The organism is Aromatoleum buckelii (assembly GCF_012910785.2).
GTDB classification, from domain to species: Bacteria; Pseudomonadota; Gammaproteobacteria; order Burkholderiales; family Rhodocyclaceae; genus Aromatoleum; species Aromatoleum buckelii.
In genome coordinates, this window is record NZ_WTVH02000009.1 from 957,363 (window position 1) to 980,065 (window position 22,703).

General features: G+C 65.7%; 19 protein-coding genes. 14 read left to right on the forward strand and 5 right to left on the reverse strand.

All coding sequences use genetic code 11. The annotated features are described in order from the left end of the window. The first annotated feature begins 123 nt into the window (after positions 1 to 123). On the forward strand, positions 124 to 1,377 hold the full coding sequence (locus GO608_RS10590) for a lipoprotein-releasing ABC transporter permease subunit (protein ID WP_169200107.1): 1,254 nt from the start codon (positions 124 to 126) through the stop codon (positions 1,375 to 1,377). After that, positions 1,370 to 2,056, forward strand: a complete 687-nt coding sequence (gene lolD, locus GO608_RS10595) for a lipoprotein-releasing ABC transporter ATP-binding protein LolD (RefSeq protein ID WP_169200097.1) — start codon at positions 1,370 to 1,372, stop codon at positions 2,054 to 2,056. Before GO608_RS10590 ends, lolD begins: the two co-directional genes overlap by 8 nt. Positions 2,057 to 2,068: 12 nt before the next feature. Here the strand turns inward: lolD and GO608_RS10600 are convergent, their stop codons facing one another. Then, complete coding sequence (locus tag GO608_RS10600) at positions 2,069 to 2,614, reverse strand: DUF2062 domain-containing protein (protein ID WP_169200096.1); 546 nt, start codon at positions 2,612 to 2,614, stop codon at positions 2,069 to 2,071. A 104-nt stretch (positions 2,615 to 2,718) separates the two neighbouring features. Between GO608_RS10600 and GO608_RS10605 the strand changes: the two genes are divergently transcribed. The 3 genes from GO608_RS10605 (at position 2,719) to GO608_RS10615 (ending at position 6,839) form a co-directional block, all read left to right on the forward strand. Then, positions 2,719 to 5,067, forward strand: coding sequence for a DNA internalization-related competence protein ComEC/Rec2 (locus GO608_RS10605; RefSeq protein WP_169200095.1), 2,349 nt, complete (start codon positions 2,719 to 2,721; stop codon positions 5,065 to 5,067). Positions 5,068 to 5,210: 143 nt separating this feature from the next. Further along, positions 5,211 to 6,125, forward strand: coding sequence for an alpha/beta fold hydrolase (locus tag GO608_RS10610; RefSeq protein WP_169200094.1), 915 nt, complete (start codon positions 5,211 to 5,213; stop codon positions 6,123 to 6,125). Positions 6,126 to 6,149: 24 nt separating this feature from the next. Beyond that, positions 6,150 to 6,839: a DUF599 domain-containing protein gene (locus GO608_RS10615; protein ID WP_169200093.1), complete on the forward strand. Its 690-nt coding sequence runs from the start codon at positions 6,150 to 6,152 to the stop codon at positions 6,837 to 6,839. A 21-nt stretch (positions 6,840 to 6,860) separates the two neighbouring features. Here the strand turns inward: GO608_RS10615 and msrB are convergent, their stop codons facing one another. The 3 genes from msrB to ppsR all read right to left on the reverse strand — a co-directional run bounded on the left by msrB (position 6,861) and on the right by ppsR (position 9,461). Continuing rightward, the gene (gene msrB / locus GO608_RS10620; protein WP_169200092.1) at positions 6,861 to 7,301 is read right to left on the reverse strand and encodes a peptide-methionine (R)-S-oxide reductase MsrB; all 441 of its coding nucleotides are present in this window, start codon (positions 7,299 to 7,301) and stop codon (positions 6,861 to 6,863) included. Positions 7,302 to 7,339: 38 nt separating this feature from the next. Beyond that, complete coding sequence (locus GO608_RS10625; RefSeq protein ID WP_169200091.1) at positions 7,340 to 8,509, reverse strand: DUF2863 family protein; 1,170 nt, start codon at positions 8,507 to 8,509, stop codon at positions 7,340 to 7,342. Between the two features lie 118 nt (positions 8,510 to 8,627). Continuing rightward, a complete protein-coding gene (ppsR, locus tag GO608_RS10630) occupies positions 8,628 to 9,461 on the reverse strand; it encodes a posphoenolpyruvate synthetase regulatory kinase/phosphorylase PpsR (RefSeq protein ID WP_169200090.1) in 834 nt (277 codons plus the stop codon). Positions 9,462 to 9,569: 108 nt separating this feature from the next. Here ppsR and ppsA point away from each other — a divergent pair, with 108 nt between their 5' ends. From ppsA to GO608_RS10655, 5 genes are all read left to right on the forward strand, one after another. Beyond that, a complete protein-coding gene (gene ppsA, locus GO608_RS10635) occupies positions 9,570 to 11,936 on the forward strand; it encodes a phosphoenolpyruvate synthase (RefSeq protein ID WP_169200089.1) in 2,367 nt (788 codons plus the stop codon). Positions 11,937 to 12,017: 81 nt separating this feature from the next. Next, a complete protein-coding gene (locus GO608_RS10640; RefSeq protein ID WP_169200088.1) occupies positions 12,018 to 12,401 on the forward strand; it encodes a pyridoxamine 5'-phosphate oxidase family protein in 384 nt (127 codons plus the stop codon). 130 nt (positions 12,402 to 12,531) lie between these two features. Next, positions 12,532 to 13,032 carry an LEA/WHy family protein gene (locus GO608_RS10645; protein ID WP_169200087.1) on the forward strand — a complete coding sequence of 167 codons (501 nt, stop codon included), beginning with the start codon at positions 12,532 to 12,534 and terminating at the stop codon, positions 13,030 to 13,032. 102 nt (positions 13,033 to 13,134) lie between these two features. Then, the gene (locus GO608_RS10650) at positions 13,135 to 13,923 is read left to right on the forward strand and encodes a 3-hydroxybutyrate dehydrogenase (RefSeq protein ID WP_169200086.1); all 789 of its coding nucleotides are present in this window, start codon (positions 13,135 to 13,137) and stop codon (positions 13,921 to 13,923) included. An 88-nt stretch (positions 13,924 to 14,011) separates the two neighbouring features. Further along, on the forward strand, positions 14,012 to 15,160 hold the full coding sequence (locus tag GO608_RS10655) for a DUF3734 domain-containing protein (protein WP_247003011.1): 1,149 nt from the start codon (positions 14,012 to 14,014) through the stop codon (positions 15,158 to 15,160). A gap of 21 nt (positions 15,161 to 15,181) precedes the next feature. Here the strand turns inward: GO608_RS10655 and GO608_RS10660 are convergent, their stop codons facing one another. Further along, positions 15,182 to 17,242, reverse strand: a complete 2,061-nt coding sequence (locus tag GO608_RS10660) for an NADPH-dependent 2,4-dienoyl-CoA reductase (RefSeq protein WP_169200084.1) — start codon at positions 17,240 to 17,242, stop codon at positions 15,182 to 15,184. A gap of 284 nt (positions 17,243 to 17,526) precedes the next feature. Here GO608_RS10660 and rimP point away from each other — a divergent pair, with 284 nt between their 5' ends. Genes rimP through rbfA form a run of 4 tightly spaced genes read left to right on the forward strand, consistent with a single transcriptional unit; the run spans position 17,527 to position 22,701 of the window. After that, the gene (gene rimP / locus GO608_RS10665) at positions 17,527 to 17,955 is read left to right on the forward strand and encodes a ribosome maturation factor RimP (protein WP_211159563.1); all 429 of its coding nucleotides are present in this window, start codon (positions 17,527 to 17,529) and stop codon (positions 17,953 to 17,955) included. Between the two features lie 26 nt (positions 17,956 to 17,981). Further along, complete coding sequence (gene nusA / locus GO608_RS10670; RefSeq protein WP_169200083.1) at positions 17,982 to 19,457, forward strand: transcription termination factor NusA; 1,476 nt, start codon at positions 17,982 to 17,984, stop codon at positions 19,455 to 19,457. 13 nt (positions 19,458 to 19,470) lie between these two features. Then, positions 19,471 to 22,314, forward strand: a complete 2,844-nt coding sequence (gene infB / locus GO608_RS10675) for a translation initiation factor IF-2 (RefSeq protein ID WP_169200082.1) — start codon at positions 19,471 to 19,473, stop codon at positions 22,312 to 22,314. Between the two features lie 3 nt (positions 22,315 to 22,317). Beyond that, positions 22,318 to 22,701 carry a 30S ribosome-binding factor RbfA gene (gene rbfA, locus GO608_RS10680; protein ID WP_169119057.1) on the forward strand — a complete coding sequence of 128 codons (384 nt, stop codon included), beginning with the start codon at positions 22,318 to 22,320 and terminating at the stop codon, positions 22,699 to 22,701. Positions 22,702 to 22,703: the final 2 nt, after the last annotated feature.

Consider the following 22,703-nt stretch of genomic DNA (forward strand, 5'->3'; position numbering starts at 1 on the left):
GTGAGAGCTGAAAGCGTGAAAAAGAGCGGGGTCGTCGCGATTTTTCGCGATCCTGCCGGCTGTTCGTCGCGCGGGAACTGTCCTTGCGGCAGAATGGCGCCTTTTCGCCGCTGCCCCCACCTGATGCGCTACGAAATCCTCGTCGGTTTGCGTTACACCCGGTCGCGCAAGCGGGCGCAGGGGCGCAACCGCTTCATTTCCTTCATTTCGCTGGTGTCGATGCTCGGCACCGCGCTGGGCGTCGCCGCGCTGATCGTCGTGCTGTCGGTGATGAACGGCTTCCAGGAGGAGCTGCGCACGCGCATCCTCGGCGTCGCTTCGCACGTGCAGGTGTCCGGTTTCGACGGCGAGCTCGAGGCGTGGCAGCAGGTCGCCGACCAGGCCGCGCGCCATCCGGATGTTGTCGCCACCGCGCCGTACATCCAGGAGCAGGGCATGCTGTCGTTCGACCAGGCGGTACGTGGCACGCTGGTGCGCGGCGTGCTGCCCTCCGCCGAGGATGGCGTCGCCGATTTCGCGCGCTTCATGCGCTCCGGCAGCTTCGACGCGCTGCAGCCCGGGCGCTTTGGCATCGTGCTCGGGCGCGATCTCGCGTTCGCGCTGCAGGCGCAGGTCGGCGACAAGGTGACGCTGATCGCCCCGCAAGGGCTGGTGACGCCGGCGGCAGTGCTGCCCCGGGTCAAGCAGTTCGAGGTCGTCGGGATCTTCGAGGCGGGGATGTTCGAGTACGACTCCGGCCTCGCGCTGATCCATTTGCGCGATGCACAGGCGCTGTACCGCATGGACGAGCGCGTCAGCGGCGTGCGGCTGAAGCTCGACGACCTGTTCGCCGCGCCGCGCGTCGCACGCGAGCTGCCGGGGCTGATCGAAGGCGCTGTGGCGGTCAGCGACTGGACGCGCAGCCACGCGAACTTCTTCCGCGCGGTGGCGCTGGAGAAAACCATGATGACGATCATCCTGTTCCTGATCGTCGCCGTCGCGGCGTTCAACATCGTGTCGACGCTGGTGATGGCGGTGCAGGAGAAATATGCGGACATCGCGATCCTGCGCACGCTGGGCGCGAGTCCGGCGTCGATCATGGCGATTTTCGTGTTGCAGGGCGCGATCATCGGCCTCGTCGGCCTCGCCGCAGGGGTCGCGGGCGGATTGTTGCTGGCGCACAACCTCGACGTCGTGATTCCCGCGTTGGAACAGATCACGGGCGCGACGTTGTGGAACAAGGAGATCTACTACATCAGCGAGCTGCCGTCGAAAGTGCTGCCCGCCGACGTGATCACGATCGTGTCGCTGTCGTTCGTGCTGACGCTGGTGGCGACGCTGTATCCGAGCTGGCGCGCGTCGCGTGTGAATCCGGCCGAGGCCTTGCGCTATGAGTGACTCGAAGAACGAACCGGTGCTGGCCTGCGAAGGCCTGTCGAAGACTTTCCGCGAAGGGGCCGACGCGCTGCAGGTGCTCGACGGCGTGACACTCACGGTCGCACGCGGCGAACGCATCGCGATCGTCGGCGCGTCGGGCTCGGGCAAGAGCACTTTGCTGCATTTGCTCGGCGGGCTGGACGTGCCGAGCGCCGGCGCGGTGCGGCTGCGCGGCCGTGATTTCTCGCGCATGTCGGATGCGGAGCGCGGTCGGGTGCGCAACGAGGCGCTCGGCTTCGTGTATCAGTTTCACCACCTGCTGCCGGAGTTCTCGGCGCTCGAGAACGTCGCGATGCCGCTCTACATCCGGCGCCTGGAACGCGAGGCGGCGAACGAACGGGCGGTCGCGATGTTGAAGGAAGTCGGCCTCGGGCACCGGCTCGACCATGCGCCGGGCGAGTTGTCCGGAGGCGAGCGCCAGCGCGCGGCGATCGCGCGGGCGCTGGTGACACAACCGGCGTGCGTGCTCGCGGATGAGCCGACCGGCAACCTCGACCGGCGCACCGCGGAGAGTGTGTTCGACCTGATGCTGAGCCTCAACGAGCGGCTCGCGACGAGCTTCATCATCGTCACGCACGACGAGCAACTCGCCGGGCGGGCGCAGCGCACGCTGCGGCTTGACGACGGCCGGCTGGCCTGACTGGCCTGGCTTTCAGCGCCCGTTGCGAGGGGTGCGCCGGGCGTGCCAGGTGCGGATCAGCCAGATTCGCCACGCTGCCTTGACGGTGAGGTAGCCGAGCAGCGACAGCGTCGCGGCGAGCAGGATCAGGCCGAGCCCGAGAGGCTTGCCCAGGCCCGCCATCCAGTCCACGAGCGCGCCACCCCACGCGATCAGCGTCATCTCGCCGAGTTCAGGCGGCGGCGCGAAATCCTGCCCGTTGATGCCCATCGCCCAGCTGCCGATCTTGTAGGCGAGAAAATACAGCGGGACGATCGTCACCGGGTTCGAATACAGCGTCGTGATGATCGCCAGCGGCAGGTTGACGCGGAACACCAGACAGCAGATCGCCGCCGCGCCCGCCTGCAGCGGCCCGGGGATCATGCCGCAGAACAATCCGACCGCGAAGCCGCCGGCTGCCGAATGGCGATTCAGGTGCCAAAGCCGCGGGTGCAGCAGCGTGCTCGCGAACGGCCGCAGCCAGCGGTTGGAGCGAATCGTTTCGTGCTTCGGCAGAAAACGCTTGAGGATCTTGCGCATGGTCATCCGGTTCGGAGCGGCGATTCTAATGGTTCGCCCGGCAAGTCCCAACCGCCGCGACGATCTTGTCAGCGCTTCCGCGGCGCAGGCATGATGTGCGGAATATGCGAACGTCAATAATCGCCTTCGCCCTGGGCGTCTGGCTCTGCCAGAGTCTTCCGGAACTGCCGGGAACGGGCTGGTTGCTCGCGCTTCTCGCTGCAAGCGGGGCTGTTGCGGCGGTGCTATGGCGCGCCGAAGCTCGCGCGCGGCTCGTCGGCCTGTGCCTCCTGGCGCTCGCCGCCGGCTTCGTCTGGTCGGCGGCGCGGGCCCAATGGCGTCTCGCTGACGAGCTGCCGATGGCTTGGGAAGGACGCGATGTGGTCGTGACCGGCGTCATCGACGAGTTGCCGCGAACCCTCGATCGCGGCGTGCGCTTCGTGCTGCGGGTCGAATCGGCGTCCGCTCCGGTGCCGCAGCGGATGCTGATGTCGTGGTACGCGCCGCGCGCCCACGCTGGCGGCGACGAGGACGCGGGCGACGAGGGACGCGTCCCGTCGCTGCGACCGGGCGAGCGCTGGAAGCTGACGCTGCGCCTGAAGCGCCCGCATGGCCTTGCCAATCCCGGCGGCTTCGATTACGAAGCGTGGCTGCTCGAGCGCGGCCTGCGGGCAACGGGCAATGTACGAGCGAAAGGGGAAAACATCCTGCTCGACCCGCTGGCGGCTGGTCCGATGGTCCTCGTCCACCGTCTGCGCGATTCAGTGCGCACCCGTTTCCTCGCGTCGCTTCCGGGCGCCGAATACGCCGGCGTTCTCGTCGCGCTGGCCGTCGGCGACCAGAACGCGATTCCGCAGGAGCAGTGGACGATATTCCGCAAGACAGGGATAGCCCACCTTGTCAGCATCTCTGGATTGCATGTGTCGATGGTCGCGCTGGTGGTCGGCGGCATTGCCGGGTGGGGGTGGCGGCGCATCCCGGCGCTGACGCTGAGGTTCCCGGCAAGGAAGGCGGCGGCGCTTGCGGGGCTTGCGGCGGCGGCTGCCTATTCGCTGCTCGCGGGCCTCGGCATTCCGACGCAGCGCTCGCTGATCATGCTCTCGGTGGTGGCGCTGGCGCTGCTGCTCGGGCGCGAGTCGGCAGGCAGCCGCATTATCGCCCTCGCGTTGTTCACGGTGCTGGTGGTCGACCCGTGGGCAGTCCTGTCGGCGGGATTCTGGCTGTCGTTCGGCGCCGTCGCGGCGATCATGTACGTCGTTGGCGGGCGCACGGGCAGCGTGCCGGGCTGGCGTGTCGCGGTGACGACGCAGCTCTCGATCACGCTGGCGACCGTTCCGGCGCTGCTCGTGCTGTTCAATGCGTTCTCGCTGCTGTCGCCGTTTGCCAATGCGTTCGCGATTCCGCTGGTGAGTTTCCTGATCACCCCGCTCGTACTGGCCGCGATCGTGCTGCCGTTCCCGCCGCTGCTGGAACTGGCGCACTGGCTGACCGGACTGATGATGGTCGCCCTCGAATGGCTCGCGGACATGCCGTTCGCGATGTGGCAGCAGGCCGCGCCGCTACCGCTGCTCGCCCTCGCGGGGATCGCCGGTGTGCTGTGGTTGCTGCTGCCGCGAGGCACTCCCGCACGTCATGCCGGCGCACTGGCGATGCTGCCGCTGCTCGCATGGTCGCCGCCGCGCCCGGCCCACGGCGAGTTTCGCCTGACAGTGCTCGACGTCGGCAATGGCATGGCGGCGCACCTGCAGACGGCCGGTCACGACCTGATGTACGACACCGGACCGGCTTACGGGCCGGACGTGGACGCGGGCGAGCGGGTGCTGTTGCCCTATCTGGGCGCGGTCGGGGTGCGGCGGCTCGATCGCCTCGTGGTTTCGCACGACGACCTCGACCACACGGGCGGCGCTGCGTCGCTCGCGGAGGGCGTGGAGATCCTCGACATCCGGGCCGACCTGCCGCCCGGTCATCGGCTGCATGCCGGCGGCGTTGCGCCCGTTGCATGTGTTGCCGGCGAGCGCTGGCGCTGGGATGGGGTCGATTTCGAAGTGTTGCATCCGGGCGCAGGGGATGACCCGCGGCGCGACAACGACAAGTCGTGCGTGCTCCGGATCGCCGCCCGGGGCGGGTCCGTGCTGCTGGCCGGCGATATCGAGGCAGGGGCCGAGCGCAATCTGCTGGCGCGGTCGGTCCACGCGCTGGCGAGCGATGTCGTGCTCGTGCCGCACCATGGCAGCCGCTCGTCATCGAGTGCGGCATTCATCGCGGCCGTCAATGCAAAAATCGCAGTCTTCACGGTCGGTTACCTCAATCCGTTCCGCCATCCGCATCCTGCAGTGTGGGCCGGATGGTCGGCTTCAGGGGCTCGCAACTGGCGCACCGACAGCCAGGGCGCGATTCGCGTCGACGTGCGCGACGGTGGCGTGAACGTCGAGGCGCAACGCCTTATCGCACCGCGCTACTGGCACGGGCGCTAGGCTTCTTGACTTCACGCTCGACCCGGTTTTGAGCAGCTTCGGCACCGGCCCGGCCCTGCCAGGTCCGCTGTTCGGCGCCGGCGTCACCGGCATACGCATCCGGGCTGCTAAACTCCCGCTTCCCAATTCAACGGCCTGAATCGATGAGCCTGCTCGACACCCTGCGCCGCCTGTTTCGACCCGCGCCGCTGCCGACCCGCCCGTATCGTGGACTGCGCGAGAAGTCGGTCCAGTGCATCGGCCCCCACGGCCTGCATCGCATGGCCTATACGGAATGGGGCGACCCGGCGAACCGCAAGGTGCTTGTCTGCGCGCACGGGCTGACGCGCAACGGCCGCGACTTCGACTTCCTCGCGCAGGCGCTCGCCGACGACTACCGCGTCGTCTGCCCCGACGTCGTCGGCCGCGGGCGCAGCGACTGGCTCGGCGTCAAGACCGATTACGGCTTTCCGCTGTACGTTGCCGACATGATCACGCTGCTCGCGCGGGTCGACGCCGACACCGTGCATTGGGTCGGCACCTCGATGGGCGGCATCATCGGCATGCTGATCGCCAGCCAGCCGCACACGCCGATCTCGCGCCTGGTGCTCAACGACGTCGGGCCGGTGATCACTGCGGTGTCGCTGCGGCGCATCGGCGAATACGTCGGCAAGGCGCCCAAGTTCCCCAGCATGGCCGCTGCCGAAGCCTGGATCCGCGGAGTCAGCGCGCCGTTCGGACCGCTGACCGACGCGCAGTGGCGACACCTCACGGAATATTCGGTCAGACCGGTCGACGGCGGCTTCGCCATGGTTTATGACCCCGGGATCGGGGATGTCTTCCGCCACACGCCGATCACCGTCGATGTCGATCTGTGGGATGTGTACAAGGCGATCCGCTGCCCGACGCTGGTGATCCGCGGGGCGGAATCGGATCTGCTGGAAGCGGAGACCGTCGCCCGCATGGCGCAGTCCGGGCCGGGCGCGCAGATCGTGGAGTTTCCGGGCGTCGGCCACGCGCCGGTGTTAATGGATGCGTCGCAAATCCGCATCGTGAGCGACTTCCTCCGCGCCTCCTGAGCAACGGCCGCGATGAAGGAATTCATGACGGCGATCTCAGCACCCGATTGGGCGGGGCTGTGCTGGTTCCTCGTCGCGTGGGTCGGCTATGGCTGGTTTTCGGAACGCAGCCGCTGGGCCCGCGACGGCCTGATGGGGGTCACGCATCGTTACCGGCTGGAATGGGCGCGCCAGCTCGTGCAGCGCGAGATGCGCATGACCGATGCGGCGCTGGTCGGCAACCTGATGCAGAGCGTGTCGTTCTACGCGAGCACGACGATCTACATCATCGCCGGCCTGCTCGCGGTGCTCGGCGCACTCGACCCGGTGATCCGCTTTGCCGCCGACCTGCCGTTCGCACGGGAAACTTCGCGCGCAGTATCGGAAGTGAAGCTGCTGCTGCTATTGACGGTGTTCGTCGTCGCGTATTTCAAGTTCACGTGGTCGCTGCGCCAGTTCAACCTGCTGTCGATCCTGATCGGCGCGAGTCCCCACATACGCGGCGGCGAAGATGCGGACGCAACGGTGAACCGCCTCGCCACGGTCAACTGGCTGGCCGGCGACGAGTTCAACCGCGGCATCCGCGCCTATTATTTCGGCATCGCCGCAGTCACCTGGTTCATCCAGCCGTGGCTGTTCATCGGGGTCACGACGATCGTCGTAGTCGTGCTCTACCGCCGCGACTTCTCGTCGCCGGTTCTCGCGTCGCTGGTGCAGGCTCGCGCCGGCCAATGAGCGGCTGCCCGGCGACCGCTGCTAGCCGGTCGATTGCGGTCCTTGCGGCTGGCCGTCGTCCGCGGACGCTTCCGGCTCGAGCCGGATCGATGCCGAATTGATGCAGTAGCGCAAGCCCGTCGGCTGCGGCCCGTCCTCGAACACGTGCCCGAGGTGCGCGCCGCATTCGTGGCACAGCACTTCGGTGCGCTGCATGAAGTGGCTGCGGTCGTCTGCGGTCTCGACGTTTTCGGGCACCGCCGCGATCCAGAAACTCGGCCAGCCGCAGCCGGCGTCGAACTTGTGTTCCGAACTGAACAGCAGGGCGCCGCAGCCTATGCAGCGGTACTCGCCTTTGTCCCAGCAATCCCAGTATTCCCCGGTGAAGGCGCGCTCGGTGCCTTTTTCCCGCGTCACCTGGAATTGCGCGGGAGTGAGCTGCGCGCGCCATTCGGCTTCGGGCTTGGCGACTTTGCGGTTCATGATTACTCCTCGTGTCGGGCCCGACTGCCGGGGCTGCTTCAGTGCAGGTGCCGCGGCGTCGGCTCGCCGTGTTCTTCGGGCATTTCGGCGTGCACGATCTCGCCTTCGGGGGAAGGGTAGAGCGGGGCGCCGCAGTCATCGCAGTATTCGAGCGGAAAACGGTGCTCGAGGTTCACGATTTCGGTGACGCCACAGTCGCGCAGCACGGCTTCAATCTGCGCCGGACTGTCGGCGTTGTCGTCCTCGGCCCCGAGCAGCGGCCAGACCACGCCGTGTACCACCTCGTCCTTGCCGCGCAAGGTCAGGCCGACGCGGTATTCCTCGAGCTCACGCTCGTGGAACGGCGCGATCACTGCGCGCAGGTTCCCGGCCGGCGCTTCCATCTCGGCGCCGAGGAAAGCCACCGATGCGCGGATCGCATACGGCCGGCTGTCCTTGTCGGCCTGCCGGCTGGCGGCGAAATAGGCGTCGGGCAACACGACTTCCATCGCGCACCCCGGCAGCAGGGGCATCAGGCACGCGCCGCCCTGCTTGCGCCACTGGCTGAGGGATTGGTCGCGCGATCCACCCGCCTGCTGCCAGCCGAACAGCGCTTCGCCTTTCGGCACGACGATCGCGGCGAGCAGATAGCGGGTGTCCGACAGGAACTGCGCCGTCTCGGGCATGCCTTCGGTCTCGATATGCAGGTCGCGGCCGGAAAGCGCCGACTGCCCCAGCTTGGCGGCGAATTCGGCGGTGGCGCTGTAGCCTTGCGGCAACTGGTCGGGGCTGAACAGGAAATCGGCCAGCGCGAGCTTGACGTGATCGGCGAGGACGTGGGCCTGCAGATGCACCCGCAGGTTCGCGAGCACGGCGGACGAAATGGTCGTCGCCGGGATGCGGTAGCGCGACCACGCGAGCACCGGCGCGGCGATCAGCAGGATGTCGTGCTCGGGCGACACGCCCGGTGCGCTTTCGGCGCGCGACTCGATGAAATCGGCCAGTTCGTCGTAGCCGGGCGAGTCGGCGCTGTACAGGTGGTCGAGCGCAGCGTTCAGGGTTTCCTCTTCGCTGTCGGCGAGCAGGCCGTCGATGGCCGCACACAGATGGCGGTCCCAATAATGGTCTTCGGCACGGCTACCGGATTCGGCCAGGCCCGTTGCGAGCCAGATCAGCTGTTCGGCTTCGCGGCCCAAACCGCCGCGGCGCTTTTGACGTGTTCGTTTCATCCGTAAATTCCTGTTTGGGTGATGATTGCCGCTGTCGGACTCTCAAGAAAACGCTGGGCCGTCCCAAGTTTTCTAGTCCCCTCGGGGCGGAAACGGCAAAGCCGCTTCCTCGGGGCGCTCAGTACGCCGGGCGGTTCAGCCGCACGGCCTGCAGAATGGTAGCCGATATCTCTTCGATGGATTTGCTCGTGGAATCGAGCCACTGGATGTTTTCGCGACGCATCAGCTTTTGCGCCGCGTCGATCTCGAAGCGGCAGTTTTCGATCGACGCGTAGCGGCTGTTCGGGCGCCGCTCCTGGCGGATCTGCGACAGGCGCTCGGGCGCGATCGTCAGGCCGAAGAGCTTGCTGCGGTAACGATGCAGCTCTCCAGGGAGCTTATTGCGGTCGAAATCCTCCGGGATCAGCGGGTAGTTGGCGGCCTTAACGCCGAACTGAACCGCCAGATACAGGCTCGTCGGCGTCTTGCCCGAGCGTGAAACGCCGACGAGGATCACGTCGGCATCCGCCAGTTCGCCGTCCGACGATACGCCGTCGTCGTGCGCCATCGCGAAGTTGATCGCCTCGATGCGCGCCTTGTAGTCGCTGCTCTCGGCAATGCCGTGAAAGCGCCCGACGGTGTGTGTCGAACGCTGGCCGAGTTCAGCCTCGAGCGGATTGATGAACTGCTCGAACAGATCGACGAACAGCGCATCGACTTCGCGCAACCCGCTCAGCGGGTCGGGGTTCACCAGCGTGCTGAAGACGATCGGGCGCACGCCGTCCATCGCCGCGGTTTCGCGGATCTGGCGCGCGCAGTCGAGCGCCTTGTCGAGATCATCGACGAACGGCACGCGGACTTGCCGGAAGCGGGCGTCGGGAAACTGGGCGAGGAGGCTGTGGCCGAGCGTCTCGGCGGTGATGCCGGTGCCGTCGGAGATGAAAAAGACGGTACGGATGGGAGTGTCGCTCATGTTTTGCGCCAGAAAAGTGGCATTGGGGAAAACCTGCCGTGCGGCAGAGCAGCATTTTTCGCTAAAATCGGATTTTGCTTTCTCCCCCACAAAATCGGAAGGCCATTCATGACTCGTTACGTCATTCCCTTCACTGAACTGCGCATGTCAGACGTGGAGCAGGTCGGTGGCAAGAACGCCTCGCTTGGCGAGATGATCAGCCAGTTGCCTGCCAGCGTTCGTGTTCCCGGCGGTTTCGCGACCACCGCCGACGCGTTCCGTGAATTCCTGGCCCACCAGGGGCTTGCCGGGCGCATCGCTGCCGCACTCGACGCGCTCGACGTGGATGACGTGAACACGCTGGCGAAGACCGGCGCGCAGATCCGCCAGTGGATCGTCGATACGCCTTTCCCTGCCAAGCTCGAAGAAGAGATTCGCACAGCGTACAACGCGTTGACCGCCGAAGGCGAGGGGAGCTTCGCGGTGCGCTCCTCGGCGACCGCCGAGGATCTGCCGGACGCGTCGTTCGCGGGCCAGCAGGAAACCTTCCTGAACATCCACGGCTACGAGCACATCCTGCACGCGATGAAGGAAGTGTTCGCGTCGCTGTACAACGACCGCGCGATCTCGTACCGCGTGCACAAGGGCTTCACGCATGCCGAAGTCGCGCTGTCGGCGGGCGTGCAGCGCATGGTGCGTTCGGATACCGGCGCGTCGGGCGTGATGTTCACGATCGACACCGAATCCGGGTTCAACGATGTCGTCTTCATTACCGCGTCCTACGGGCTCGGCGAGACGGTCGTGCAGGGGGCGGTGAACCCGGACGAGTTCTACGTGCACAAGTCGACGCTCGCGCTCGGCAAGCCGGCGGTGATCCGCCGCAACCTGGGTTCGAAGCTGATCAAGATGGTTTTCGCCGACAAGAAGGAGGCGGGCAAGTCGGTCCGCACCGTCGACGTCGCCGAAGCTGACCGCGTCAAGTTCTCTCTGACCAACGAAGACGTGCTCGAACTCGCGCGCTACGCCGTGATCATCGAGAAGCACTACGGCCGGCCGATGGACATCGAGTGGGGCAAGGACGGCGAGGATGGCAAGCTGTACATCCTGCAGGCGCGCCCCGAGACGGTGAAAAGCCAGTCTTCCGGCCACGTGATGGAAAAATACCGCCTCAAGCAGTACGGCAAGTCGCTGACGCACGGCCGCGCGATCGGCCAGAAGATCGGCGTCGGCACGGTGCGCGTCGTCGCCGATGCGTCGGAGATGAGCCGCGTTCAGGCCGGCGACATCCTCGTCACCGACATGACCGACCCGAACTGGGAGCCGGTGATGAAGCGCGCCAGCGCGATCGTCACCAACCGCGGCGGGCGCACCTGCCACGCGGCGATCATCGCGCGCGAGCTCGGCATTCCGGCGATCGTCGGCTGCGGCAACGCGACCGAAGTGCTCGACGAGGGCGACTCGGTGACCGTGTCGTGCGCCGAAGGCGACACCGGCTATGTGTATCGCGGCCGGCTCGACTTCGAGGTCGTCACGACCGATATGGGGAACCTGCCCGAGATTCCGGTCAAGATCATGATGAACGTCGGCAATCCGGAACTCGCGTTCGAGTTCGCGCAGATCCCGAACGGCGGCGTCGGCCTCGCGCGCCTCGAGTTCGTCATCAACAACATGATCGGCATCCACCCGAAGGCGATCCTGGAACTGTCGCAGGTGCCGGCGAGCCTGAGGGACGAGATCCTGCGCCGCTCGCGCGGCTACGCGACACCGAAGCAGTTCTTCATCGAGAAGCTCGTCGAAGGGGTCGCTACGATCGCCGCCGCGTTCTATCCGAAGCCGGTCATCGTGCGCATGTCCGACTTCAAGTCGAACGAATACCGCAAGCTGCTCGGCGGCGAGATCTACGAGCCGGAGGAAGAAAACCCGATGCTGGGCTTTCGCGGCGCGTCGCGCTATATCGCGCACAGCTTCCGCGACTGCTTCGAGCTCGAATGCACCGCGATGAAGAAGGTGCGCAACGAGCTCGGCCTCACCAACGTGCAGATCATGATTCCGTTCGTGCGCAACGTCGAGGAGGCCGCCGGCGTCGTCGAACTGCTCGCCGAGCACGGCCTGAAGCGCGGCGTCAATGACCTCAAGCTGATCATGATGTGCGAGATCCCGTCGAACGCGCTGCTCGCCGACGCGTTCCTCGAGCATTTCGACGGCTTCTCGATCGGCTCGAACGACCTGACCCAGCTCACGCTCGGCCTCGACCGCGACTCCGGCCTCGTCGCGCACGCGTTCGATGAGCGCGATCCGGCGGTCAAGCAGCTGCTGTCGATGGCGATCCAGTCCGCGAACCGCCTCGGCAAATACGTCGGCATCTGCGGCCAGGGCCCGTCGGATCACGCGGATTTCGCCGAATGGCTGATGGACGAAGGCATCCAGACGATTTCGCTGAATCCCGACACGGTGATCGACACCTGGCTGAAGCTGGCGGCGCACGTCAAGAACTGATTCCGCGAGCCCGTTGCCCAATGAGCAGCTCCCCATGCGGGAGCTGCTCGATCCCTGCCATCCCGCTGAAAAGGAACAACAATGAGCGCAATCGATGCCGTGACCCGGGAGCTCCTGGACAAGACCGAATTCGTGACCATCGTGACGGAGGGGCTGGACGGTCCCCACGTCGTTGGCAACTGGGGCGACTATCTGCGCCGGCTGGGGTTCGACGAAGACCGGCTGGTGATGCCGGCCGGCTATTACCGCAAGACCGGGGAGAACCTGCAACGCAACAATCGCGTCCAGGTGCTCGTCGCGTCCCGCTCCGTCCAAGGGAGTCACGGTCCGGGGCAGGGCTGCGTCCTGCGGGGAACGGCTGCCATCCTCGAAGAGGGCGAACTCGCCGAGCGCGCGAAGTCGGCTTTTCCGTGGGCGCGCGGCGCACTCGTGATCACCGTCGAGAGCGTCGAGACCCAGCTCTGATCGTAGGGCATTCCCGATTATCCGAGGCTGCCCGACGAGGAGCGGCTTGACGTGCGCTGGCAAGCGAACCGCTTCGAAGCCGTCTCGGGCAATCTTCGACCTCCGCTCGATTCCTCATGAGGTGCAGCCGATGCTATCGCATCCAGGACCGGTTTCCGTCCGCATCCTTCTGGGCTTGGCGACTCTGCTGCTAGCGCTGGCGCTCGGCGGCTGCGCGGGAATGCTCGCTCGCGACCCTGTGCGCATGACTGTCGTCGGGATCGAACCGCTCCCGGGCGAAGGCCTCGAGATGCGCTTCAACCTCAAGCTTCGGCTTCAGAACCCGAACGAGGTGCCGCTCGACTATGACGGCCTGGCAGTCGAGCTGGAGTTGAACGGCAAGCCGTTTGCGAGCGGGGTCAGTGACAGGAAAGGCAGCGTGCCGCGGTTCGGCGAAACGCTGTTCCGCGTTCCGGTCACGGTTTCGGCCTTTACCGCGATGCGCCAGGCGCTCGCAATCGTCGAGGGCGACACGCTCGACGACGTGCCCTACGTTCTGCGCGGCAAACTGGGGGGAGGGGCGTTCGGCGTGACGCGCTTCAGCGAAAAAGGAACGCTGAGCCTCCCTGGAACGGGCGATCCGGGCAAATGAGGGCGGGAGGAGATACGCGCTTACGACCCTTTCTTGCTTTCCCCGTCCGCGTGACCCAGATTTCTATCTCTAACGGCTGTCATTCAGGAAAGGAGTTTTCCGATGAGCGAACGGCTGGATGGGAAGGTCGCTGTCGTCACCGGCGCCGGCAGCGGCATCGGCAAGGCGATCGCCGAGCATCTCGCGCGGGCAGGAGCGACAGTGGCGGTCACGGACCTCGACCTGAAGAGCGCCGATGAAGTGGCGCGCGGGATCGTCGCTCTGGGCGGGCAGGCGAGCGCGCTCGCGATGGACGTGACCGACGAAGCGGCGGTCGATCGCGGCATCGACGAAGTGGCGGCGAAATACGGCAGCGTCGATGTGCTGGTCTCGAATGCGGGCATCCAGATCGTCAACCCGATCGTCGCCTTCTCGTTCGCCGACTGGAAGAAGCTGCTGGCCGTCCACCTCGACGGCGCCTTTCTGACGACGCGCGCGGCGCTGCGGCACATGTATGCCGACAACCGCGGCGGCGTGGTGATCTACATCGGCTCGGTCCATTCCCACTTGGCGTCGCCATTGAAGTCCGGGTACGTGACGGCCAAGCATGGCCTGCTCGGGCTGGCACGGGTGCTGGCGAAGGAAGGGGCGGCGCACGGGGTGCGCTCGCACGTCGTCTGCCCGGGTTTCGTGCGCACTCCGTTGGTGGACAAACAGATCCCCGAGCAGGCGAGGGAGCTGGGGATCAGCGAAGAGGAGGTCGTCCGCAAGGTGATGCTCGGCGCTACCGTCGATGGAGAGTTCACGACGGTAGACGAGATCGCCCGCACGGTGCTGTTCCTCGCCGCGTTCCCCGGTGCCGCCTTCACCGGCCAGTCGTTCATGGTGAGTCACGGCTGGTACATGCACTGAGCAGGCAGCTGATTCCTTCGCGCCCTCGGGCGCGATGTGCCCCGCCCCTACTTCGATGCCGATGCCATCCCGCTCGCAGCGCAAAAAATTGCCATTCGAGACTGTCGCCCTGGTGCTCCAGGGCGGCGGCGCGCTGGGGTCGTATCAGGCGGGCGTCTTCGAGGGGCTGGACGAAGCGGGCATCGAGCCGGAGTGGCTCGCAGGCATTTCGATCGGCGCGTTGAACGTCGCCCTCATCGCCGGCACTCCTCCCGGGGAGCGGGTCGATCGCCTGAGAGCGTTCTGGGAGACGGTGTGCCAGCCGGTTTTCGTCCAGCCTGCCGCCGACCTGGTTCAGCATTGGGTCGAGCAGTCCGGTGCGAATGCGCGCCGCCTCTTCAACGCCGTGGCCGCATGGCGTGCGGTGGTCGAAGGCCAGAAGGGATTCTTCACCCCTCGTCTGCCGCCGCCATGGATGGCGCTGACACTACCGGAAGCAGACGTGAGCTATTACGACACGTCCCAGCTGCACGAGACGCTTTCACGGCTCGTGGACCTCGATCGCATCAATGCGGGGCAGCCGCGGGTATCGGTCGGAGCGGTTAATGTGCGCACCGGCAATTTCGAATATTTCGACAACACGACGGGCCCGTGGAAGGGACGCCTGCGGCTGGAACATTTCATCGCTTCCGGTTCCCTCCCGCCCGGTTTCCCGCCCGTGGAGATAGACGGCGAGTTCTACTGGGATGGCGGCCTCATATCGAATACCCCTCTGAGCCACGTCCTCGAGGCCCAGCCTCGGCGTGATACGCTGGCCTTCCAGGTGGACCTGTGGAGCGCGCTGGGAACCGTTCCGACGAACATTTGGGACGCGCAGGAGCGCCAGAAGGACATCCAGTATTCGAGCCGCACTCGCGCGATCACCGATCTGATGGCGCGCGAGCAGGAACTCCGCCGCCTGATCCGGGAACTCCTCCAGTACATCCCGGACGATACGCGCCTCGGCGACGAGTGGTGCCGCAAGGCGGGTCCGTGGGCCTGTGGGCGCCAGGTCAGCGTGATCCACCTCATCTATCAGGAAAAGGAATGGGACGGACTCGCGAAAGACTACGAGTTCGGCCCCCTCACGATGCGCGACCACTGGGCGAGCGGTCTCGAGGACATGCGTAGCACGCTGCAACACCGCGACTGGCTAGAGCGTCCGCCCCGGGATCAGTCCTTCGTTACTCACGCCCTGCACGCCCCGCCCGGTTTGTGAGCCATCCGGGCGGGGAGACTTTCAGAGCGCTGCCGCGACGCGCGTGCCTTGGTCGATGGCGCGCTTCGCATCGAGTTCCGCAGCGACGTCCGCCCCCCCGATGCGGATCACCGGCATTCCGGCCGCCTGCAGCGGGGCCTCGAGGTCGCGCAGCGGATCCTGGCCGGCACAAACGACGACTGTGTCGACCGGCAGGACCTGCCTTTCGTCGCCTATGCGCAGGTGCAGGCCGGCGTCGTCGATCTTCTCGTACCTGACGCCGGCGAGCATCTTCACGCCCCGGCGCGCGAGCAGCGTGCGGCGGATCCAGCCCGTGGTTTTCGCCAGGCTTTCGCCGACCTTCGTCGGCTTGCGCTGCAGCAGCCACAGTTGCCGCGGCGGTTCTTCTTCCGACGCCGTCCCGAGTCCGCCGCGCCGTGCATAGGTCGCGTCGATGCCCCACTCGCGCCGGTAGTGCTCGATCGGGTCGTCGGCGAGGTCGGCATGAGTCAGGAATTCGCTGACATCGAAGCCGATGCCACCCGCGCCGATGACGGCGACCGTCCGGCCAACCGCCTTTCGGCGGGTGATCACGTCGACATAGTTCGCGACCTTCGGGTGGTCGATGCCGGGGATGTCCGGTGTGCGCGGCGAGATGCCGGTGGCGAGCAGCACGGTATCGAAACGGCCGACGAGATCGGCCGCGCCGACGCGCCGCTCGAGCCTCACATCGACGCCGGCCTTGTCGAGCCGATGGCCGAAGTAACGCAGCGTCTCGGCGAATTCCTCCTTGCCGGGAATGTGCTTCGCGAGGTTGAACTGCCCGCCGATTTCGGCGGCGCTGTCGAACAGCGTGACGCTATGCCCCCGTTCGGCGGCCGTCGCGGCCGCGGCCATGCCGGCCGGGCCGGCCCCCACCACCGCGACGCGTTTTTTCACCGTTGCCGGCGCGATGACGAACTCGAGCTCACGGCACGCGATCGGGTTCACGAGACAGGTGCAGGGCTTCGCTTCGAAGATGTGGTCGAGGCAGGCCTGGTTGCAGGCGATGCAGGTGTTGATTTCCGCGGCCCGCCCCGCTGCGGCCTTGACGACGAAATCCGGGTCGGCGAGGAATGGCCGCGCCATCGACACCATGTCGGCGTCGCCGCGCGCAAGGACGTCCTCTGCGACTTCCGGGGTGTTGATGCGGTTCGACGTGATCAGCGGGATGCGGACTTCGCCTTTCATGCGCCGCGTCACCCAGCTGAACGCGCCGCGCGGCACCATCGTAGCGATCGTCGGGATGCGCGCTTCGTGCCAGCCGACTCCGGTGTTGATCAGCGTCGCGCCCGCCGCTTCGACGGCTTTCGCCAGCGCGACGATTTCTTCCCACGGGGCACCGCCTTCGACGAGGTCGAGCATCGACAGCCGATAGATGATGATGAATTCGGTGCCGACGCGCTCGCGCACGCGCCGCACGATCTCCACGGGAAAGCGATGGCGGTTCCCGACGCTGCCGCCCCAGCGGTCGGTGCGGTGGTTGGTGTGCGGTACGGTGAACTCGTTGATCAGGTAGCCTTCCGACCCCATCACCTCGACGCCGTCGTAACCGGCGCTTCTGGCCAGCGCCGCGCAGCGGGCGTAGTCGTCGATCGTGCGCTCGATGTCCGCTTCGCTCATCTCGCGCGGGGTCGCCGGGGAGATGGGCGCCTTCAGCGCGGACGGCGCGACCGCGCCGCGATGATAAGCGTAGCGGCCCGTGTGCAGGATCTGCATGCAGATCTTCCCGCCCTCGGCATGCACCGCCGCCGCGATCGGGCGATGATGCGCGACCTCGTCCTCGCTCGTGAGCATCGATGCGCCGGGAAAGATCACGCCGTCGGCGTTGGGCGCGATGCCTCCGGTGACGATCAGCCCGACTCCGCCGCGCGCGCGCCGTGCGTAGAACGCAGCCAGTTTCTCGAACCCGTTGCCGGATTCCTCCAGACCGGTATGCATCGACCCCATCAGCACGCGGTTCTTCAGCGTGCAGAAGCCCAGATCGAGAGGCTCGAGCAGGTGCGGATAATTTCCGCCCGGTGTGGCGGAGGTTGGTCGCGGCGCCGAAAGGGAGTGCGTCATTACGGTCTCCTGAGGGATATTCTGGATAGGATGAACGTACGGGGGCGTATTGAAGCCATCGCGCCGATGATAGAGCGACACCGGGAAGAGGACCAGCGGGACCGCGTTTCGCGCGGAATGGGGGTGTCGGCGAACAGGGTGGGAACAGGGTTGTGTGAATTGCCTGTTGTCGATATAGCAGTTATAATTTTAAGGCTTTGGCGGGTCTAATTTTCGGTCCTCCAGTTTTCGGTTGGAATCAACAGGGATGGGCGTTAGCCCATTTTTTATTTGTGGGCGTGGAAATGGACGTCGAAGGTCTGGTTGAACAGGTGGTCAGCGGGCTCGGCTTCGAGCTGGTCGATTTCGAGACTTCCCCGAAAGGGCGGCTGATGCGCGTCTTCATCGATATCGAGCGGGGCGTGACGGTGGACGATTGTGCCACGGTCAGCAACCAGCTCACCCGCGTGTTCGAAGTCGAGAACGTCGACTACGACCGGCTCGAAATCTCCTCGCCCGGCCTTGATCGGCCGCTGAAAAAAACCGCCGACTTCGAACGTTTCGCGGGCGACGAAGTGCAGGTGCGGCTGCGCATGCCGATCGGCAATCAGCGAAATTTCATCGGGGTGCTCGAGGGACTGAGCGAAGGTGTGGTGCGTTTGCGTACCGACAGAGGCGAAGTTGCCTTTCCCTTCGATGAAATCGAGAAAGCACGCCTGGTACCCAAGTTTTGAGCTTTCGGATGTGGAGGTTTTGATTAATGAGCCGCGAGATATTGCTGCTTGTGGATGCGCTGGCGCGCGAAAAGAATGTGGCCAAGGACATCGTCTTCGGCGCACTGGAGAGTGCGCTCGCCTCCGCAACCAAGAAGCGCATCAACGATGAAGCCGACGTGCGCGTGACGATCGACCGCGATACCGGCGACTACGAGTCTTTCCGTCGCTGGGTCGTGATGCCCGACGAGGAGGTCGTCAACGACGAAGCCGAGATGGGCATCATCGACGCCCGCGAGATGGTTCCGGATATCGAGCTCGGGGAATACATCGAGGAGCCGCTCGAGCCGATCGATTTCGGCCGTATCGGCGCCCAGGCGGCCAAGCAGGTCATCCTGCAGCGCATCCGCGACGCCGAGCGCGAGCAGATCCTGAACGACTTCCTCGAACGCAAGGAACACCTGGTTTCGGGCTCGATCAAGCGCATGGAGCGCGGCAACGCGATCATCGAGATCGGTCGCCTCGAAGCCGTGATCCCGCGCGACCAGATGATTCCGCGGGAAAACCTGCGCGTCGGCGACCGGGTCAAGGCGTTCCTGCTGCGTATCGATCGGGGCGCCCGGGGCCCGCAGCTGATCCTGTCCCGCACCGCGCCGGAATTCGTCGGCAAGCTCTTCGAGCTCGAAGTCCCGGAAATCGAGGACGGGCTGCTCGAGATCAAGGCCTGTGCACGCGACCCTGGCCTGCGGGCGAAGATCGCGGTGCAGTCGAACGATCCGCGCATCGACCCGATCGGCACGTGCGTCGGCCTGCGCGGTTCGCGCGTCACCGCGGTGCGCAACGAAATTGCCGGCGAGCAGATCGACATCATCGTCTGGTCGGCCGATCCGGCGCAGTTCGTCATCGCAGCCTTGCAGCCGGCCGAAGTGGTGTCCATCGTCGTTGACGAGGAAAGCCACGCCATGGATGTCGTGGTCGACGAGAACAACTTGGCGATCGCGATCGGGCGCAACGGGCAGAACGTCAAGCTCGCATCCGAACTCACGGGCTGGACGATAAATCTGATGAGCGAGGAAGAGTCCGCGCAGAAGACCGGCCAGGAGCGCGAGGGGCTGCGCGAGCTGTTCATGGAAAAGCTCGATGTGGATGATGAACTTGCGGACATCCTGATCGACGAAGGTTTCTCGTCGCTCGAGGAAATCGCATACGTGCCGCTCGCGGAAATGCTCGAGATCGAAGCTTTCGACGAGGGTACGGTCAACGAGCTGCGCAATCGGGCTCGAAACGTGCTTCTTACCGAGGCGATCGTCACGGAAGAGCACTTGGAGAACGTTTCCGACGACCTGATCAACCTGGAAGGAATGGACAAGCCGCTTGCCGCCACGCTGGCCCGGCACGGTGTCCTGACCCGGGATGATTTGGCCGACCTGGCCGTGGATGAGCTGGTCGAGATCGCCGGGATCGAACAAGAACGGGCAAGTGCGTTGATTTCGGTCGCGCGGGCGCACTGGTTCGAAGAATGACGGGAGGGCATTGATGGAACAGATGAGCGTAACCCAGTTCGCCGGCGAACTTAAGATGCCGGCCTCGGTGCTGCTCGAGCAGTTGCAGAAGGCCGGAGTCGAGAAGACCGGCGCCGATCAACTGCTGACTGAACAGGACAAGGCCAGACTGCTCGAATACCTGCGCCGGTCTCACGGCCAGAGCCAGCCGAAAGGCAAGATCACCCTGACCCGCAAGCAAACGTCGGAAATTCGCGCGACCGATTCGTCGGGCCGCGCCCGCACCGTCCAGGTCGAAGTGCGCAAGAAGCGCGTCTTCATGAAACGCGATGACGTGAGCCCCGAGACGGGTACGCTCGAGAGCGCGCAGATCGAAGACGAAACCGCAGGCTTGCCGATGGGTGAAATCGAGCTTGCGCCCCAAACCGAAAACGTCGTCGAGCCCGTCGCGGAAGCCATTCCCGAACCGGAACCCGTGCGCGAACCGGAACCCGAGCCCATCGTCGAACCGGAGCCGGAACCCGAGCCTCAGCCCGAACCCGAGCCGGAACCCGAGCCCGAGCCCGAACCCGAGTCTCAGCCCGAGCCCGAGCCCGCGACGGTGGAAGCTTCCGTATCGGCAAAACCCGAGGCTCCCGCTCGCGCACCGTCCAGGGCGCCGCTGCGCGTGTCCATCCTGAGCGACGAAGAGCGCGCTGCCCGTGAACGTGAAGCGCGGCGGCACGAAGAACTGCGCGCCCGCCAGGCGGCGGACCTGAAGGCGAAGCAGGATCGCGAGGCGGCGGCACGTGCGGCCGCTGAAGCACGCCGTGCCGAAGAAGAGGCACGGGTGCGCGCGGAGGCTGAGCGGCGTGCCGAAGCAGCCAAGCCGCAGGTCAAGGAGGCCCCCAAGCCGCCCGCCGGCACCCTGCACCGCCCCGCCAAGACCGAGGAAAAACCCGCCGGCAAGGACGCGAAGCGAACTGCACGAGGCGAGACGGCTGGCGAAAGCGCAAAGCGCCGTGGCCTGAAGACGCGCGGAGAAGTCGGCGCCACCACCGGGTCGTGGCGCGGAGCGCGCGGAGGCGGCAGGCGCGGCGCCCAGGACGAGCACAAGAGCTTCCAGGCTCCGACCGAACCCGTCGTGCGCGAAATTCACGTGCCGGAAACCATTTCCGTCGCCGACCTCGCGCACAAGATGTCGGTCAAGGCGGCCGAGGTCATCAAGATTCTCATGAAGATGGGATCGATGGTGACGATCAACCAGGTGCTCGATCAGGAAACAGCCATGATCCTGGTCGAGGAAATGGGGCACAAGGCGTTCGCCGCGAAGCTCGACGACCCGGATACCTACCTCGAGAGCGCCGAAGCGCATCACGACGCGACGGTCGAGCCGCGCGCGCCGGTCGTCACGGTCATGGGCCACGTCGACCACGGCAAGACGTCATTGCTCGACTACATCCGGCGCGCGAAAGTCGCTTCGGGTGAAGCGGGCGGCATCACGCAGCACATCGGCGCATACCACGTCGAGACGCCGCGCGGCATGCTCACTTTCCTGGATACGCCGGGCCACGAGGCGTTCACCGCGATGCGTGCCCGGGGCGCGAAGGCGACCGACATCGTCATCCTGGTGGTTGCTGCCGACGACGGCGTGATGCCGCAGACGCGCGAAGCGATTCACCACGCGAAGGCGGCCAACGTGCCGCTCGTCGTCGCGGTCAACAAGATCGACAAGCCCGACGCCAATCCGGATCGCGTCAAGCAGGAACTCGTCGCCGAAGGGGTGCTGCCCGAGGAGTACGGCGGCGACGTGATGTTCATCAGCGTGTCGGCGAAGACCGGCGAGGGCATCGACTCGCTGCTCGAAGCCGTGCTGCTGCAAGCCGAAGTGCTCGAACTGACGGCGCCGGTCGATTCACCCGCGAAAGGGCTGATCATCGAGGCGCGGCTCGACAAGGGCCGCGGCCCGGTCGCCTCGCTGCTCGTGCAGTCGGGGACCTTGCGCAAGGGCGACGTGATGCTCGTCGGCGCGACGTTCGGCCGCATTCGGGCGATGCTCGACGAGAACGGCAAGCCGATCGACCAGGCCGGTCCGTCGATTCCGGTCGAGGTCCTCGGTCTGTCGGACGTGCCGGCGGCAGGCGACGAGGCGATCGCGCTGGCCGACGAGAAGAAGGCGCGCGAGATCGCGCTGTTCCGCCAAGGCAAGTACCGCGAAGTCAAGCTCGCGAAGCAGCAGGCGGCGAAGCTCGAAAGCATGTTCGAACAGATGGCCGAAGGCGAAGTGAAGACCTTGCCGCTGATCATCAAGGCCGACGTGCAGGGTTCGCAGGAAGCCCTGGTGCAGGCGTTGAACAAGCTGTCGACCGACGAAGTCCGGGTCAACGCGATCCACTCCGCGGTAGGCGCGATCTCGGAATCGGACGTCAACCTCGCGCAGGCTTCCGGAGCGGTCATCATCGGCTTCAACACCCGTGCCGACGCGGGCGCGCGCAAGCTGGCGGAAACCTTCGGCGTCGATATCCGTTACTACAACATCATCTACGACGCGGTCGACGAGGTGAAGGCCGCGCTCTCGGGGATGCTGGCGCCGGAACGTCGCGAGAACGTCATCGGTCTGGTCGAGGTGCGCCAGGTGTTCAAGGTGCCGAAAGTCGGAACGGTCGCAGGCTGTTACGTGCTCGAAGGCGTCGTCAAGCGCGGCTCGCAGGTGCGCGTTCTTCGCAACCACGTCGTCGTCCACACCGGCGAGCTCGAGTCGCTCAAGCGCTTCAAGGACGACGTCAAGGAAGTCAAGTTCGGTTTCGAATGCGGCCTTTCGATCCGCAACTTCAACGACGTTCAGGAAGGTGACCAGCTCGAGGTGTTCGAGATTCAGGAAATCGCCCGGACCCTGTAAATCATGCCCAAGGAGTTTTCCAGAAGCCAGCGCGTCGCGGAGCAGATCCGCCGTGAGCTGGCGGAGCTGATCCGGCTCGAAGTGAAGGACCCTCGCGTCGGGTTCATCACTTTGACCGACGTCGAGATCACGCCCGACTACGCGCACGCGAAAGTCTTTTTCACGTCGATGAAGGGCGAGGAAGGGCTCGACGAGATCCTGACGGGGTTGCGCCGCGCGAGCGGCTTTCTGCGTCGCGAACTCGGTAAACGGGTGCGTATCCACACGCTGCCCGAGCTGCATTTTCATTACGACAGTTCGGTCGAACGCGGCAGTCGCATGTCGCAGCTCATCGACCAGGTGGTCCGGGATGATGACGCGCGCCACAAGGACGATCCGGAGAGCTGAGC

What these genes read in the sequence shown, in the direction of transcription:
- lolD (WP_169200097.1), top strand. Translation starts at nt 1,370, where the DNA reads ATGAGTGACTCGAAGAACGAACCGGTGCTGGCCTGCGAAGGCCTGTCG.
- rimP (WP_211159563.1), top strand. Translation starts at nt 17,527, where the DNA reads ATGGACGTCGAAGGTCTGGTTGAACAGGTGGTCAGCGGGCTCGGCTTC.
- ppsR (WP_169200090.1), bottom strand. Translation starts at nt 9,461, where the DNA reads ATGAGCGACACTCCCATCCGTACCGTCTTTTTCATCTCCGACGGCACC.
- GO608_RS10590 (WP_169200107.1), top strand. Translation starts at nt 124, where the DNA reads ATGCGCTACGAAATCCTCGTCGGTTTGCGTTACACCCGGTCGCGCAAG.
- GO608_RS10610 (WP_169200094.1), top strand. Translation starts at nt 5,211, where the DNA reads ATGAGCCTGCTCGACACCCTGCGCCGCCTGTTTCGACCCGCGCCGCTG.
- GO608_RS10640 (WP_169200088.1), top strand. Translation starts at nt 12,018, where the DNA reads ATGAGCGCAATCGATGCCGTGACCCGGGAGCTCCTGGACAAGACCGAA.
- infB (WP_169200082.1), top strand. Translation starts at nt 19,471, where the DNA reads ATGGAACAGATGAGCGTAACCCAGTTCGCCGGCGAACTTAAGATGCCG.
- GO608_RS10660 (WP_169200084.1), bottom strand. Translation starts at nt 17,242, where the DNA reads ATGACGCACTCCCTTTCGGCGCCGCGACCAACCTCCGCCACACCGGGC.
- nusA (WP_169200083.1), top strand. Translation starts at nt 17,982, where the DNA reads ATGAGCCGCGAGATATTGCTGCTTGTGGATGCGCTGGCGCGCGAAAAG.
- GO608_RS10605 (WP_169200095.1), top strand. Translation starts at nt 2,719, where the DNA reads ATGCGAACGTCAATAATCGCCTTCGCCCTGGGCGTCTGGCTCTGCCAG.
- GO608_RS10650 (WP_169200086.1), top strand. Translation starts at nt 13,135, where the DNA reads ATGAGCGAACGGCTGGATGGGAAGGTCGCTGTCGTCACCGGCGCCGGC.
- GO608_RS10625 (WP_169200091.1), bottom strand. Translation starts at nt 8,509, where the DNA reads ATGAAACGAACACGTCAAAAGCGCCGCGGCGGTTTGGGCCGCGAAGCC.
- msrB (WP_169200092.1), bottom strand. Translation starts at nt 7,301, where the DNA reads ATGAACCGCAAAGTCGCCAAGCCCGAAGCCGAATGGCGCGCGCAGCTC.
- rbfA (WP_169119057.1), top strand. Translation starts at nt 22,318, where the DNA reads ATGCCCAAGGAGTTTTCCAGAAGCCAGCGCGTCGCGGAGCAGATCCGC.
- ppsA (WP_169200089.1), top strand. Translation starts at nt 9,570, where the DNA reads ATGACTCGTTACGTCATTCCCTTCACTGAACTGCGCATGTCAGACGTG.
- GO608_RS10645 (WP_169200087.1), top strand. Translation starts at nt 12,532, where the DNA reads ATGCTATCGCATCCAGGACCGGTTTCCGTCCGCATCCTTCTGGGCTTG.
- GO608_RS10615 (WP_169200093.1), top strand. Translation starts at nt 6,150, where the DNA reads ATGACGGCGATCTCAGCACCCGATTGGGCGGGGCTGTGCTGGTTCCTC.
- GO608_RS10600 (WP_169200096.1), bottom strand. Translation starts at nt 2,614, where the DNA reads ATGCGCAAGATCCTCAAGCGTTTTCTGCCGAAGCACGAAACGATTCGC.